Source organism: Paenarthrobacter sp. TAF1 (assembly GCF_052113825.1).
Classification (GTDB): Bacteria; Actinomycetota; Actinomycetes; order Actinomycetales; family Micrococcaceae; genus Arthrobacter; species Arthrobacter nicotinovorans.
The window spans coordinates 64,061-78,314 of the sequence record NZ_JBFRDO010000008.1; the positions used below are offsets into that span (position 1 = coordinate 64,061).

11 protein-coding genes and 1 tRNA gene are annotated in these 14,254 nt (G+C 62.5%); 7 read left to right on the top strand and 5 right to left on the bottom strand.

Annotated elements, in window-relative coordinates; genetic code table 11:
- Positions 1–125: 125 nt before the first annotated feature.
- Positions 126–1,283 (top strand): globin domain-containing protein, encoded by a 1,158-nt coding sequence (locus AB4Y81_RS12635; RefSeq protein ID WP_441996016.1) that lies wholly within the window; start codon positions 126–128, stop codon positions 1,281–1,283.
- Positions 1,284–1,412: 129 nt separating this feature from the next.
- On the opposite strand, the gene AB4Y81_RS12640 is transcribed toward AB4Y81_RS12635, so the two are convergent.
- Complete coding sequence (locus AB4Y81_RS12640) at positions 1,413–3,239, bottom strand: phosphoenolpyruvate carboxykinase (GTP) (RefSeq protein WP_018777944.1); 1,827 nt, start codon at positions 3,237–3,239, stop codon at positions 1,413–1,415.
- Between the two features lie 284 nt (positions 3,240–3,523).
- Here AB4Y81_RS12640 and AB4Y81_RS12645 point away from each other — a divergent pair.
- Positions 3,524–3,597: transfer RNA gene (locus AB4Y81_RS12645), tRNA-Arg, on the top strand.
- Positions 3,598–3,733: 136 nt separating this feature from the next.
- On the opposite strand, the gene AB4Y81_RS12650 is transcribed toward AB4Y81_RS12645, so the two are convergent.
- The 3 genes from AB4Y81_RS12650 to AB4Y81_RS12660 are packed head-to-tail and all read right to left on the bottom strand — an operon-like array spanning position 3,734 to position 6,700.
- Entirely contained in the window at positions 3,734–4,690 is a 957-nt protein-coding gene (locus AB4Y81_RS12650) for a fumarylacetoacetate hydrolase family protein (RefSeq protein WP_441996017.1), read from the bottom strand.
- Positions 4,687–5,472 carry a cyclase family protein gene (locus tag AB4Y81_RS12655; protein ID WP_189076124.1) on the bottom strand — a complete coding sequence of 262 codons (786 nt, stop codon included), beginning with the start codon at positions 5,470–5,472 and terminating at the stop codon, positions 4,687–4,689. Before AB4Y81_RS12655 ends, AB4Y81_RS12650 begins: the two co-directional genes overlap by 4 nt.
- On the bottom strand, positions 5,465–6,700 hold the full coding sequence (locus tag AB4Y81_RS12660) for an MFS transporter (RefSeq protein WP_441996018.1): 1,236 nt from the start codon (positions 6,698–6,700) through the stop codon (positions 5,465–5,467). Before AB4Y81_RS12660 ends, AB4Y81_RS12655 begins: the two co-directional genes overlap by 8 nt.
- 151 nt (positions 6,701–6,851) lie before the next feature.
- On the opposite strand from AB4Y81_RS12660, the gene AB4Y81_RS12665 reads away from it, so the two are divergent.
- The gene (locus AB4Y81_RS12665) at positions 6,852–7,475 is read left to right on the top strand and encodes a TetR/AcrR family transcriptional regulator (RefSeq protein ID WP_441996019.1); all 624 of its coding nucleotides are present in this window, start codon (positions 6,852–6,854) and stop codon (positions 7,473–7,475) included.
- An 87-nt stretch (positions 7,476–7,562) separates the two neighbouring features.
- On the opposite strand, the gene AB4Y81_RS12670 is transcribed toward AB4Y81_RS12665, so the two are convergent.
- Positions 7,563–8,291 (bottom strand): FadR/GntR family transcriptional regulator, encoded by a 729-nt coding sequence (locus tag AB4Y81_RS12670; RefSeq protein WP_018777949.1) that lies wholly within the window; start codon positions 8,289–8,291, stop codon positions 7,563–7,565.
- 332 nt (positions 8,292–8,623) lie between these two features.
- Between AB4Y81_RS12670 and AB4Y81_RS12675 the strand changes: the two genes are divergently transcribed.
- From AB4Y81_RS12675 to AB4Y81_RS12690, 4 genes are all read left to right on the top strand, one after another.
- A complete protein-coding gene (locus tag AB4Y81_RS12675; RefSeq protein ID WP_441996020.1) occupies positions 8,624–10,246 on the top strand; it encodes an ABC transporter substrate-binding protein in 1,623 nt (540 codons plus the stop codon).
- Positions 10,247–10,346: 100 nt separating this feature from the next.
- Entirely contained in the window at positions 10,347–11,303 is a 957-nt protein-coding gene (locus tag AB4Y81_RS12680) for an ABC transporter permease (protein ID WP_035733684.1), read from the top strand.
- Positions 11,304–11,306: 3 nt separating this feature from the next.
- Complete coding sequence (locus tag AB4Y81_RS12685; protein ID WP_441996021.1) at positions 11,307–13,427, top strand: dipeptide/oligopeptide/nickel ABC transporter permease/ATP-binding protein; 2,121 nt, start codon at positions 11,307–11,309, stop codon at positions 13,425–13,427.
- On the top strand, positions 13,424–14,230 hold the full coding sequence (locus tag AB4Y81_RS12690; protein WP_018777953.1) for an ABC transporter ATP-binding protein: 807 nt from the start codon (positions 13,424–13,426) through the stop codon (positions 14,228–14,230). Before AB4Y81_RS12685 ends, AB4Y81_RS12690 begins: the two co-directional genes overlap by 4 nt.
- Positions 14,231–14,254: the final 24 nt, after the last annotated feature.

Sequence of the window (14,254 nt, forward strand, 5' to 3'; positions counted from 1 at the left end):
GCCTCCCGCTTCATAATTTGCACATGATTTCTACGAGGTGTAGAACTTGGAGTAAATACAAGCATATCTAATGCCTGTATTTATCCGGCCGGACAGAAGGCCCGGCCTCGACCGCCAGGAGAACCATGCTCTCGGAAAAATCCCGTCCCGTTATTGAAGCCACCCTGCCATTGGTCGGATCCCGGATAGGCGAAATCACCGCGGATTTCTACAACCGCCTCTTTACCGCGCACCCCGGACTGTTGGACGGCCTGTTCAGCCGCTCCAACCAGCGTTCAGGCGAACAACAGAAGGCACTTGCCGGGAGCATCGCCGCTTTCGCCTCGCACCTGCTCACTAACCCGGACTCCCTGCCCGAGAAGGTCCTCTCCCGCATCGCTCACAAACACGCTTCCCTGGGCATCACCGAGGAACGGTACGACGTGGTCTACAAGCACCTGTTCGCAGCAATCGCGGCGGATCTGGCCGACGTCATTACCCCGGAAATTGCCGAGGCCTGGACCGAGGTCTACTGGCTCATGGCCGATGCCCTGATAAAGCTCGAGAAGGACCTCTACGCTAGCCAGGCAAACGACCGGATGTGGATGCCGTGGCGCGTGGTCGCAAAGGAACCCGCGGGCAAGGATTCCATTACTTTCACCTTGGAACCCGCGGATGAAACCCCGGTCACCGAAGCCAAACCGGGCCAGTACGTCAGCGTCAAAGTGACGCTCGCCGACGGCCTTCGACAGGTCCGTCAGTATTCACTGTCCGGCGATGCCGGCACCAGCCGGATTTTCACCACCAAGCTCAACGACGGCGGTGAGGTGTCCAGCGTCCTGCATGCTGACGTCGAACCCGGTGACATCCTGGAAATCTCGAATCCCTATGGTGAGATCACCCTCAAGGACGGCGAGGGACCGGTGATTCTCGCCTCGGCAGGCATCGGCTGCACTCCCACCGCATCCATCCTGCGTTCACTCGCCGAATCCGGCACGGATCGCGAGGTCATCGTGCTCCACGCCGAAAAGGCCATGGACAACTGGGCACTCAGCGGCCAGATGACCCAGGACGCATCCAGGATCGACGCCAAACTCGAGCTCTGGCTGGAGACGCCGCACGCCGGAGCCAAGGAGGGATTTATGTCCCTTCGCGAAATGGACCTGCCGGCTGACGCGTCACTTTACCTCTGCGGCCCGCTCCCTTTCATGAAGTCCATCCGCGACGAAGCAATCGACGCCGGGATTCCGGCCACCCGGATCCACTACGAAGTCTTTGGACCGGACCTCTGGCTCGCAAACTAACGGCGGACCGCCAGGGAAAATTGCAGCCCAGGGACTCCTACACCAAGCACGACGGCGGCCCGCCACCTTTCCAACGAAAGGTGACGGGCCGTCGTCGTTCACTTAAGAACGCCGTTGTTCCTAAGAGGTCTAGCCCAGACGGGTCTTGAGTCCGTCCAGCTCGGACTGGAGTGCCGCCGGGAGGGATTCGCCGAAGTTAGCGAACCATTCCTCGATGGACGCCAGCTCGGTTGCCCACTCGTCTGCATCGACGCGAACCGCGGCCTCAACCTCGGCCGGGGTCATGTCCAGGCCCTCAAGATCGATGGATTCGCCGGTCGGAACGAAACCGATCGGAGTCTCCACAGCGTCGGCCTTGCCTTCGAGGCGCTCGATGGCCCACTTGAGGACACGGGCGTTGTCCCCGAAGCCGGGCCACGCGAAGCCGCCTTCGGCCGTGCGACGGAACCAGTTGACCAGGAAGATCTTGGGCAGCCGCTCCGGGTTTGCCTTGGCCGACAGGTTGACCCAGTGGTTCAGGTAATCGCCGGCGTCGTAGCCGATGAACGGGAGCATGGCCATGGGATCGCGGCGCACAACGCCGACGGCACCGGCGGCAGCAGCAGTGGTTTCCGAGGACAGCGTGGAGCCCATGAAAATGCCGTTGGACCAGCTGCGGGCTTCGGTCACCAGGGGGATGGTGGTCTTGCGGCGGCCGCCGAACAGGATCGCGGACAGCTCCACGCCTTCCGGGCTGAAGTATTCTTCGGCCAGCATGTCGATCTGGTCGATCGGCGTGCAGAAGCGGGAGTTGGGGTGCGCTGCCGGGGTATCGGAGTCCGGAGTCCAGGACTCGCCACGCCAGTCGGTCAGGTGCGCCGGAGTTTCCTCGGTCATACCTTCCCACCAGACGCCTCCGTCATCTGTCAGGGCAACGTTGGTGAAGATGCTGTTGCCCTTGGCAATGGCGCGCATGGCGTTGGGGTTGGTGCCCCAACCGGTGCCGGGTGCGACGCCGAACAGGCCGGCCTCGGGGTTGACGGCGCGGAGTTCGCCTTCCTTGCCGAAGCGCATCCAGGTGATGTCGTCTCCGAGGGTCTCGACCTTCCAGCCCTTGATGGTGGGATCCAGCAGGGCGAGGTTGGTTTTGCCGCAAGCGGAGGGGAACGCAGCGGAGACGTAGTAGGTCTTCTGCTCGGGGGAGGTCAGCTTCAGGATGAGCATGTGCTCGGCGAGCCAGCCTTCATCGCGGGCCATGACCGATGCGATGCGCAGTGCGTAGCACTTCTTGCCGAGGAGGGCGTTTCCGCCGTAGCCGGAGCCGAAGGACCAGATGGAGCGCTCTTCGGGGAAGTGGACGATCCATTTGTCCGGGTTGCAGGGCCAGGCGACGTCGGCCTGGCCGGCTTCCAGAGGTGCGCCCAGCGAGTGGAGGGCGGGAACGAAGAATGCGTCGGTCTGGGTAATGCGGTCCAGGACATCGGTGCCGATGCGGGCCATGATGCGCATGGACGCTACGACGTAGGCGGAGTCAGTGATCTCGACGCCGAATTTGGGGTCCTCTGCGTCAAGGTGGCCCATGACGAACGGGATGACGTACATGGTGCGGCCACGCATGGAGCCGGCGAACAGGCCGCGCAGCTTCTGCTTCATCTCAGCCGGAGCCATCCAGTTATTGGTGAAGCCTGCGTCGCGTTCGTTTTCGGAGCAGATGAAGGTCTGCTCTTCCACGCGGGCAACGTCAGCGGGGTCGGAGAACGCCGCGAAGGAATTCGGGAACGTTTCCGGGTTGAGCCGCTTCAGCGTGCCGGCCTCGACGAGTTCGTCGGTGAGCTTCTTGTTTTCTGCTTCGCTGCCATCAACCCAGTGGATGCGGTCCGGCTGTGTCAGCTCGGCAACTTCCTCAACCCAAGCCAGCAGGCGTGCATGCGTAGTAGGTGCCTTCTCAAGCAGCGGCAGTCGCGCCAGATCGCCCATTGCGGTTCCCTTCCTCGGGTTCAGTGGTGTGTCCTAAACGATAGGGGCCGCGGACCAGACCATTCCCCTGTCAGACATCGGACATCCACCTACTCGAAAAGTAAAAACCCCTAAAAATCAACGATTCGGATTGAGGACGCGGCGTTTTAAGTGACTAAGGTCACGTAGACCGGTCTAGTTGCGCAGATTACAGCTTTTCGATTTGGAACTTCACATGAACTTCTGTAAAGTTTATTGAGGTTCGAGGGGGTCAGAGAAACAGACCGCCGAGAATCACGCGAAATGCGCCCATAGCTCAGCTGGATAGAGCGTCTGTCTACGGAACAGAAGGTCAGGGGTTCGAATCCCTTTGGGCGCACAAATCAAGACCCGCACCGGTTCGCCGGTGCGGGTCTTTTTTATGCCCGGAACAGCGGCAGGCGAGCCGTCCCGAAAACCGCAAGGGCCGCCGTCGGGCTTCTTCAGAAGATTCGACGGCGGCCCTTGGCGTCCGCTCAAGCGTCCGGAATAAACGGCAACGGCGGTGCGTACACGCGCCGCCGGGCCTTGGGGACCTCATGGACAGGGGCCGCGCGGCCCACAAGGTTGGTCAAAGTACCCAGACGCTCCACCGTCAGGCTCACAACATCGCCTCGTTCCAGCGGCGGCGGGGTCATGGCCCCGTACCATCCCCAAAATTCAGCCAGGCAGCCGCCCCCGCTGGTCCCGGATCCCAGGATGTCACCGCGACGGACCCAGGTTCCCCTGCTGGCGTAGGCCACAAGCTCCGCGAAGGTCCACGCCATGTTGGCCAGCGAATCCGTGGCAAGAACCCGTCCATTGACAGAAACGCTCATGGAGAGATTCAAGAAGCCGTCAGAAGTAACGTCCGCGAGTTCATCCTTGGTCACGAAGACCGGGCCCAGGGACGTGGCGGTGTCCTTGCCCTTGGCCGGCCCCAGCCCCACGGTCATCTCGCCGCGCTGAAGATCCCTTGCGGACCAGTCGTTCAGGATCATGTACCCGGCGATGTGCTCGCCGGCTTCCTCCACCGAGAGGTTGTAGCCGTCCGCACCAATGACCGCCGCAACCTCCAGCTCAAAGTCGAATTGCCCGGTACCTGGAGCCATCGCGACCGTGGCGTTGTGTCCGGTCACCGCGTGCGGGTTGGTGAAATAGAACGACGGCGCGTCATACCAGGCGGAGGGAATACCCTTCCCTGCGGCTACTGAACGCAGGGCTCCGACGGTGTGCTGCTCGAAGGTGATGAAGTCCCGGATGGTCGGAGCCACGACGGGAGGCAGCAGTTCCACCGCCGCGAAATCCAGGGGCTCACCCTCCGTTGCTGTCCAGGGGCGGTCCAGCACGTCGAAGGCATCGAGCCCTGCCGGGTACAGGCAGCCTGACACCAAGTCGTCGTCGGCTTGGCCAAGACGCGGTACGCCGTCAATGAGAAGTCTGAAGAATTTCACGCGGCCGCCCCGGAATCAAGAATGGCTACAGCACGGGTCCACCCGGCGGAGGCTCCGTGGATCTTCACCGGGAAGCACGAAATATTGAACCCGGTGGCCGGGAGCGCTTCCAGGTTGTGCAGTTTCTCGATGTGGCAGTAACCGATCTCCATCCCGGCTTTGTGGCCTTCCCAGATCAACGTGTTATCGCCGGATTCCGCATACCGCTTGGCGGTGTGGATGAAGGGGGCGTCCCAACTCCAGGCATCGGTGCCGGTGACGCGGACGCCCCGGCTGGTAAGGAAGAGAGTGGCTTCGCGTCCCATCCCGCAACCCTTGGAAAGGTAATCGTCAAAGCCGTACCGGGTGCCGGCAGAGGTGTTGACCACCACGATGTCTCCCGGGACCAGCTCGTGCCCGATCCGGTGAAGCTCGGCCTCGACGTCGGCGGCCGTGGCAACGTAGCCGTCTTCGAATCCACGGAAGTCCAGTTTCACCCCGCGGCCGAAGCACCACTCCAAGGGAACTTCGTCAATGGTGATGGCGCGCGCTCCCCCGTCCATGGTGGAAGCGTAATGATAGGGAGCATCCAGGTGTGTACCGGTATGGGTCGTGGCACTGATGCGCTCAATGGCCCAGCCTTCTTCCCCTGGAAGGTCCTCTTCGCCCATCCCCGGAAAGTAGGACACCAGGTCCTTGGCCGTTTCCTTGTGGGTGTAGTAGTCAATATGCGGCGTCATTCCGGGTGGATCAGAGGCGATACCGGCTCGGAGGCTGACGGAAAGGTCTATCAGGTCAGGCATTCTTGATGGATTCCTTCTCAAAATGGAAGTGGGTTGGGGAGTTGTCCGTGGAGGCGCCGCGGTGGGTATGGGGAAGGAGCAGCATGAGGGCAGCACCGGCCAGGAAGACTGCTCCGGACAGGATCAGCCCGGTGGAGAATCCCCAGGAGGCTGCAATCCCACCCATCGCCAGGGGTGCGAACGCCGCCACTCCGCGTCCGATGTTGAAGCAGAAACCGGCGCCGGTGGTACGAATCCTGGTGGGGTACAGCTCCCCGAGGTACGAACCAAAAAGTCCGGCAAAGGTCATGAAGAAGGCGTACAGCGGTCCCATCCACAAGAGGACCGACTGGTTGGTGACCAGGCCGTACAGCGGCATCAACAGTCCGGTGCCGGCCAGGGAGAGCAGGATGGCGTTGCGCCTGCCAATCCGGTCGGCGATCCAGCCGAACACTATGTAGCCGGCAAACATGCCCAGGTTGAGGATGGTCATGAAGAGGCTGACCTGCCGGGGATCGAGGCCCCGCTCGGTGTAGAGGTAGCTGGGCATCCACGTTGAGGCTCCGTAGAAACCTACGAATGCGCAGACTGCCACCACGGTGGCGATGACTGTGCGGCGGCGATAAGTACCGGTGAAGAGTTCTTTGACGGTGACGTTGCCCTTCTGTTGCCGTGCGCGTTCTTCCAGCCAGGCCCTGGATTCGGGGAAGAAGAACACAACCATGAGCAAGGGCAGCAGTGCCGACAAACCGGTAACCAGGAAAAGGAGCCGCCAATCGGGCATGAAAGCGCCTGCAATCAGCGCCGCGGCCGCCCCGCCCAAGGGGTAGGCGGCCAGCACGAACGCCACGGCCCGCCCCCTTTGTTCGGCGGGCCAGGTCTCCACAATGTACGTGGACAGCACTGACCAGACTCCGCCAAGACCTATGCCGGCCAGGAAGCGGAGGGCGACGAACACGCCATAGTTCGGCACCACGAAGAGCGCCGACGTCAGGGCAACGAACACCGCCATGGAGCCGATGAGCGCGATGCGGCGGCCGCGGTTGTCGGCCACCCACCCGGTCACGACGCTGGAACAACCCATGCCAAGCAGCGTGGCGGTAGCCAGGAGGCCGCCGGCAACCGGGGTCAGCTTCAGTTCGGCACTGATGGCCGGCAGCGCGAACGACAGCACTGCGATTTCCAGTGCATCAAACAGATAAATGATGAACGACCCAACAAGGATGAACCACTTGGTTCCACGTTTCATGGGATCCCTTTCGATGGGGGCATCGTTGCCCGGAACAGAAAGAGAACTTTGACACCCGTTCAGTTTCTGCTGGAATAGAATTTATACACCCATTCAATTTGTGTCAACGCTCACAGCTCCGACCAGCAAGGAGGCCGATAAGGTGGGACTCATGTCCACGGAAGTACAGGGAAATACCGCCGGAACCCGCCGCCGGGAGCAGATCTTGGATGTCGCGGTGGAAATGTTTGCCAACCGCGGCTTTGAAAGCACCACCATGCGGGCGGTTGCGGAGGAAACCGGCACGACGGCACCCCTGGTGATCTACCATTTCGCCACCAAGCTGGAGCTCTACAGGGCCGTCTTCGCCCGGTACCAGTACCTCAATGAGGAACGCCGCCGGCAGGTCCTCGCGTTGGATCCTTCGGCGGCCGACGCCGTCGAACGCATTGTGGACGCTTTCCTGATGCCGACCCTGAAAGCGCAGGAAACCGCGGACGGAAAGCTGTTCGCCCGCCTCGTCCTTCGGGAGGCCTCGGACCCGTCAGCCCGCGACCGCGGAATCCTTGCCGAATACTTCGATCCCATGGCCAGGGATTTCATCCAGGTGATGCGCAAAGCCCTTCCGGACAAACCACCGGGGTTCCACGAGTGGGCCTATATGTTCGGCGTGGGCGCACTGACCGGCACCGCACTCCCCCACCGCATCGCTTCCCTGTCGGAGCTGCCGAACATCAACGACTTCCGCTACGACTACCTCCGGACAGTCCTCGTCGCCGGCTGGCGCGGCCACTGACCCGCGAAGCTGAGCCGCGCCGTTAACGGCAAGGGCCGCCGTCGTACTTCCGGTGAAAGTACGACGGCGGCCCTTGGGTGGAGTGCGTTACTCGCCGACGGCCTCGCTGATGCGGCGGCGAATGCCATCGAAATGCCGGTTGAGCAGCTCAGCGGCCGCTACCTTGTCCCCCGCGGCAACGGCGGCGTAGATGTCGCGGTGCATCGCTGCTGTTTTGACGAGGTCCTCGTTGCCCGGGCCGATCTCCACGTGGATCTTGCGGTAGACCTTCCAAAAGACGCCCATGAGGTTGATGAGGAGCTCGTTGTTGAGGGGTTCGAAAAGGCGTCGGTGGAACTCGGCGTCGGCGGCAACGAAGTTCTCGCCGGCTCCCGCCAATTCCTCCATCTGCTTGACCGATTCTTCGATGGACGCCAACTGCTCTTTGGTCATCACGTCCATGGAGGAACCAATCAGTCCCGACTCAAGGGCCTGGCGTACGTCCACCAACTGCAGCGCTTCGAGTCCCTGGTGACGCAGCGAGAGCCTGCCACGGAAGGTCAGCCCGTCGGCGAGCGCGTCGAAGTTGCTCGGCGCGACGAACATCCCGAACCCGTGGCGGATTTCGATGACGCCCAACGCCTGGAGCACCTTCAGTGACTCACGGAGAGTGTTGCGCCCAACACCGAGGGCTACCGACAGTTCGCTTTCCGTGGGCAAGGGATCGCCGGCCTCAAGCTCGCGCTCAAGGATCAATTCCATAATGTCCGACTGCAATGCGCGCAGCCGGGCCTGTGCGCTGAACCGCGCCTGCGGAACCACACCGGAAGTTGTCATGGCTTTCTCCTTGCCGTGCACCGGCCCCAAGGGTTTGAAGTGGTGCGGTGTTAATATTGAGGCGAGCTTAGCGCTCACCACAGAATGAGTAGCTCGCAACATACAATATCGGATGTCCCACCTCCCTGATAGACGTGGAGTGCGATTTCCCCGGATATCCCTGAGATTTCCGCCACGAACCGGCCGTAGCCGGATAACCGCAAGGCGCGCGGACTGCGCCCCGGCCGCTTAATCTCACTTGACGTTCCGCTGTGACCGCCCTTACAGTTTCCATACGAGCATCGGACGTCCTACATCCGATAACCCACGAAACTCGAATGGTGAGGCACCCTATGAGCAAGACGATCCAAAGCCTGCCGCTGGTCAACGATGCCAGCCGCCGGAACTTCCTGAAGCTGAGCGGCGCAGTTGGTGCAGCAGCCGCCTTCACGGCAACCCTTTCTGCGTGCGGCGGCGCTGCCAGCACCACGACCGGCAACGCAACGAACACAGCTGCAGTGAACAAGGACCTCATCATCGAGGCAGGCATTTCCTATGCACTCTCCACAGGCTTCGACCCCCTGAGCTCCTCGGGTGCGACCCCGATGGCAGCCAACCTGCACATCTTCGAAGGGCTCATCGAGCTGCACCCGGCTACCCGCCAGCCGTACAACGCCCTGGCGGCAGCGGACCCGAAGAAGGTCAACGACACCACCTACCAGGTGACCATCCGCGACGGCGCGAAGTTCCACGACGGCTCCCCCGTCACCACCGAAGACGTTGCCTTCTCCTTCACCCGCGTCATGGACCCGGCGAACAAGTCCCTCTTCTCCCAGTTCATCCCCTTCATCCAGGCAGTGAAGCCGCTGGATGAGAAGACGGTTGAATTCACGCTCAAGTACGCTTTCCCGGGCTTCGGTCCACGCATCTCCGTAGTGAAGATAGTCCCCAAGGCCCTCGCCACCGACCTGAAGGCCTTCGACGCCAAGCCGGTGGGCTCGGGCCCCTACAAGCTGGTCTCCGCCGTCAAGGACGACAAGATCGTCTTCGAGGCATTTGCCGACTACAACGGCCCCAAGCCCGCCCTGGCAAAGGGCATGACCTGGCTTCTCCTTTCCGATGCAGCAGCACGCGTCACCGCCGTCCAGTCCGGCCGCGTCCAGGCAATCGAGGACGTTCCGTACCTGGATGTCGACGGTTTGAAGTCCAAAGTGAAGGTCGAATCCGTCCAGTCCTTCGGCCTGCTGTTCCTCATGTTCAACTGCGCCAAAGCACCGTTCGACAACAAGCTGGTCCGCCAGGCCCTGCACTACGGCTTGGACAAGGAAGCCATCATCAAGAAGGCACTGTTCGGCAACGCCAAGGCAGCCACGTCCTACTTCCAGGAAGGCCACCCGGATTACGTCAAGGCCAAGAACGTCTATGGCTTTGATACCTCCAAGGCCGCGGACCTCCTGAAGCAGGCCGGCGTCACCAACCTGGAATTCGAGCTGCTCACCACGGACACCGCCTGGGTCAAGGATGTGGCCCCACTGATCCTCGAATCCTGGAACAAGATCCCCGGTGTCAAGGTGACGGTCAAGAGCCTCCAGTCCGGTGCTTTGTACAGCGACCGCGTGGGCAAGGGCGACTACTCCGTGGTCGCAGCACCCGGCGACCCCTCAGTCTTCGGCAACGACGCGGACCTCCTCCTGAGCTGGTTCTACTCCGGCGCAACCTGGATGGACAAGCGCGCGTTCTGGACCACCCCGGAACGCACCAAACTCCAGGACCTCATGGACAAGGGCTCCCAGGCCTCCGGTGATGCAGCCAAGAAGATCGTGGGCGAAATCGTGGACATGGTCTCGGACGAAGTCCCCCTGTACCCGGTCTTCCACCGCCAGCTCCCCAGCGCCTGGGACGAGAAGAAGCTCAACGGCTTCCATCCTCTGCCCACCACCGGCCTGTCCTTCATCGACGTCGGACGCACGGCCTAAGCACCCCTCGCGTTGCGGGGCCTGCTCTGCGGCCTAAAACCCCCACAGAGCCCGCAGAGCAGGCCCCGCAACCAGCACCACCAACCAACCGGAGAACAAATTGGTCACGATATTGCGTCTGCTTGGCCGCAGGCTTGCAGCATTGCCATTGATGATCCTGGGCATCACGTTGCTCGTCTTCCTCGTCCTGCAGGCCGCTCCCGGAGACCAGGCAAGCTCCGCCCTCGGTGACGGCGCCAGCGAAGAAGCGAAGCAGCAGTACCGCCAGGACAATGGCCTCAACGATCCCCTGGTCCTGCAGTACTTCCGATTCCTCGGCAAGCTCCTGCAGTTCGACCTTGGCACCACCACCCCGCCGGCCAAGTCCGTGGCTTCCATGATCGGCTCGGCTTTCCCACTGACGCTCCAGCTCACTTTCCTGGGCGTCCTCATCGCCATCGTGCTTTCGCTGGCGTTCGGCATCCTCGGCGCGCTCTACCGCGACAAGTGGCAGGACCAGTTGGTCCGCGTCTTCTCCATCGCCGCGATCGCCACGCCGTCGTTCTGGTTGGGCATCCTGCTCATCCAGTGGTTCGCGCTCGGCGAGAACCCGATGTTCCCCTCGGGCGGAATTGCGACGCCGGAATCCGGCTTCGGCGGTTGGCTCAACTCGATGGCCCTCCCGGCCCTCGCGCTCGGCATTCCCGTGTCCGCCTCGCTGATACGCGTGGTCCGCACCTCGATGGTGGAAGAACTGGACCGCGACTACGTCCGAACCGCCATCGGCAATGGTGTCCCCTACCGTGAGGTCGTCTCCAAGAACGTCCTCCGCAACGCACTCGTCACCCCGGTGACCGTGCTGGGACTGCGCGTCGGCTACCTGCTGGGCGGCGCCGTCGTGATTGAAATGATCTTCGCCCTGCCCGGCATGGGCCAGCTGATCCTCAACGGCATCACCAACCTGGACGTCAACCTGGTCCAGGGCGTGGTGCTCACCATCTCCGTCACCTTCGTTCTGGTGAACATCGTGGTGGACCTTCTTTACCTGCTCATCAACCCCCGAATCAGGACGGTATAGCTCATGCGCAGCAAGCTCGCAGAACGGCTAAGTGCCCCGGGCATTCGTTTCAAGGCCCTGCCCTGGGGCTCCCGTATCGCCCTGCTCTTCCTCATCGTGATTGTCCTGGCCGCGGTCTTCTCGCCGGTCATTGCCCCGCACGATCCGCTGGAAACCTTCATTCCAGCCACACCGCCCGGCGCCGAGCACTTCTTCGGTACCGACCGTTTGGGCCGAGACATCTTCTCCCGGCTCCTGTTCGGCGCACAATCGTCGCTGATGATCGGCCTCGGTGCGGTGGCCCTGGCCATCCTCGCCGGCGCACTCCTGGGCTCCTTCGCAGCGACCTCCAGCAAGTCCGTGAATGAAATCATCATGCGGCTCATGGACATCCTCATGGCGTTCCCGGGCATCGCCCTGGCCGCCGTGCTGCTGGCAGCATTCGGCAACTCGGTCCCGACCATCATCATCGCGATCGCCATCATCTACACCCCGCAGTTGGCCCGCGTGGTCCGCGCCAACGTGCTGGCACAGTACGGCGAAGACTACGTCCGAGCCGAACGGGTGATCGGTGCCGGACGCTTCTACATCCTGGTCAAGCACATCGTCCGCAACACCGCCGCTCCGGTGCTGGTGTTCGCTACGGTCATGGTGGCAGACGCCATCATCCTGGAGGCTTCCCTGTCCTTCCTCGGCGCCGGCGTGCAGGATCCCGCCCCGTCCTGGGGCAACGTGATCTCCTATGGACGCAATCTGGTGCTGTCCGGCGGCTGGTGGGCCACCACCTTCGCCGGCCTGACCATCCTCCTGACAGTTCTGTCCCTGAACATCCTCGCCGAGGGCCTCACGGACGCCATGGTGAACCCGAAACTCCGCCGTGCGCCCGTAGTAAAGGACGACGACGGATCCGCCGCAGTTGTGGCCGTTGACACTGAGGTGGCAACCTCAGTTGCCCAGCCTTCGGTGGTTGAGGAACATGAGCTCGACGGCGTCCTTGCGGCTTCCGGTGACGGATCCGCTTCTGATGTGGCCACTTCAGCCGTGCTCACCGACGTCCGACTCGCTGCCGCGAACCCACACCTCCTGCTGGACCGTGAGCTGGAACTCCTGGCAGCCATCGAAGCGAAGCGCACCGACCGCCTCCCCCAGGTTGCGGCCGGCGCACGCAACGTCCTTGAGGTGAAGAACCTGTCCATCCGTTTCCCGGGCCGCTTCGGCGACATCGCGATCGTGGACAACGTGTCCTTCACCGTCCGCGAAGGCGAAACGATGGGCCTGGTGGGCGAATCCGGTTGCGGCAAGTCCATCACCTCGCTGGCCGTCATGGGCCTTCTTCCCAAAACAGCCCAGGTCACCGGTTCCATCATGTTCGACGGTAAGGAACTCCTGGACGCCAAGACGCAGCACAGCAATCCCAAGGCGTACGAGGGCCTCCGCGGTGAGCAGATTGCCATGGTCTACCAGGACGCCCTGAGCTCCCTGAACCCGTCCATGAAGATCAAGGACCAGCTGGAGCAGCTCACCAAACGCGGCGGACGGAAGACGCCCACCGAGCTCCTTGAAATGGTGAAGCTGGACCCTGTCCGGACCCTCGCCAGCTACCCGCACGAGCTCTCCGGCGGCCAGCGTCAGCGTGTGCTGATCGCCATGGCCCTGTCCCGTTCGCCGAAGATCGTGGTTGCCGACGAGCCCACGACAGCCTTGGATGTGACCGTCCAGAAGCAGGTTGTGGATCTCCTCAACGAACTGCGCGAACAGCTCGGCTTCGCGATGGTATTCGTCAGCCACGACCTCGCGCTGGTGGCTTCCTTGGCGCATCGCATCACCGTCATGTACGCCGGCCAGGTGGTGGAATCCGCACGAGCCTCCGAACTCCTGCAAAACCCCAAACACGAGTACACCCGGGGTCTGCTGGGCGCCGTCCTTTCCATCGAAGCCGACGCCGTCCGGCTGCACCAGATTCCCGGCACCGTCCCGTCGCCCCGGGACTTCGCAACGGGCGACCGCTTCGCGGCCCGCTCACTGCGACCCGACGCCGATCCCCACCAGAAGCTGGTCCTCACCACGGTTTCTTCGGTTGACTCCGCAAACGGTGACGATGCCGACCACTACTGGGCCAGCCACTTGAAGGAGGACGCGAAATGAGCGAGTCAACCGGCAAGCCGGTCATCGAACTCAAGGACGTCAAGGTCTACCACCACGCACGGACCGGTGGCCTGTTCCGGCCGAACATCGTCAAAGCCGTGGACGGCGTGGACTTCACCATCAGCCGCGGCGAAACCGTGGGCATCGTCGGAGAGTCCGGCTGCGGCAAGTCCACGCTCGCGTCAGTGCTCGTGGGACTGCAGCCGCCGACGTCGGGCCAGGTCATGTTCCACGGAAAGCCTGCCATCAAACGGAACGCCGCCATGCGCAAGCAGTTCGGCCGCTCCGTCTCCGTGGTCTTCCAGGACCCGGCAACGGCACTGAACCCGCGCATGACCATCCAGGACATCCTCACGGATCCTTTGCAGATCCACGGCATCGGTAACGCGTCATCACGCGCCGCCAAGGTCAAGGAACTGTTGGCGCTGGTTGGCTTGCCGCAATCGGCGGCCGAAGTAACGCCGTCGCAGGTTTCCGGCGGCCAGCGCCAGCGTGTGGCGATCGCCCGCGCACTGGCCCTGGACCCGGACATCATCGTGGCGGATGAGCCGACGTCGGCCTTGGACGTTTCAGTCCGTGCGCAGGTCCTGAACCTGCTGTCCGACCTGAAGACCCAGCTGAACCTCGGCATGGTGTTCATTTCGCACGACATCCAAACCGTCCGGTACGTCTCGGACCGCATCTGCGTCATGTACTTCGGCAAGATCGTCGAACAGGGCACAGCCGCGCAGGTCTTCGACAACCCGAGCAACGACTACACCAAGAAGCTGCTGGGCGCCGCGCCGAGCCTGCTTCACATCTAGTTTTTCCCTTCACAAGTTACAAAC

Coding starts and splice junctions, on each gene's coding strand:
- AB4Y81_RS12685 (WP_441996021.1), top strand. CDS start 11,307: ATGCGCAGCAAGCTCGCAGAACGGCTAAGTGCCCCGGGCATTCGTTTC.
- AB4Y81_RS12640 (WP_018777944.1), bottom strand. CDS start 3,239: ATGGGCGATCTGGCGCGACTGCCGCTGCTTGAGAAGGCACCTACTACG.
- AB4Y81_RS12690 (WP_018777953.1), top strand. CDS start 13,424: ATGAGCGAGTCAACCGGCAAGCCGGTCATCGAACTCAAGGACGTCAAG.
- AB4Y81_RS12655 (WP_189076124.1), bottom strand. CDS start 5,472: ATGCCTGACCTGATAGACCTTTCCGTCAGCCTCCGAGCCGGTATCGCC.
- AB4Y81_RS12660 (WP_441996018.1), bottom strand. CDS start 6,700: ATGAAACGTGGAACCAAGTGGTTCATCCTTGTTGGGTCGTTCATCATT.
- AB4Y81_RS12670 (WP_018777949.1), bottom strand. CDS start 8,291: ATGACAACTTCCGGTGTGGTTCCGCAGGCGCGGTTCAGCGCACAGGCC.
- AB4Y81_RS12635 (WP_441996016.1), top strand. CDS start 126: ATGCTCTCGGAAAAATCCCGTCCCGTTATTGAAGCCACCCTGCCATTG.
- AB4Y81_RS12665 (WP_441996019.1), top strand. CDS start 6,852: ATGTCCACGGAAGTACAGGGAAATACCGCCGGAACCCGCCGCCGGGAG.
- AB4Y81_RS12675 (WP_441996020.1), top strand. CDS start 8,624: ATGAGCAAGACGATCCAAAGCCTGCCGCTGGTCAACGATGCCAGCCGC.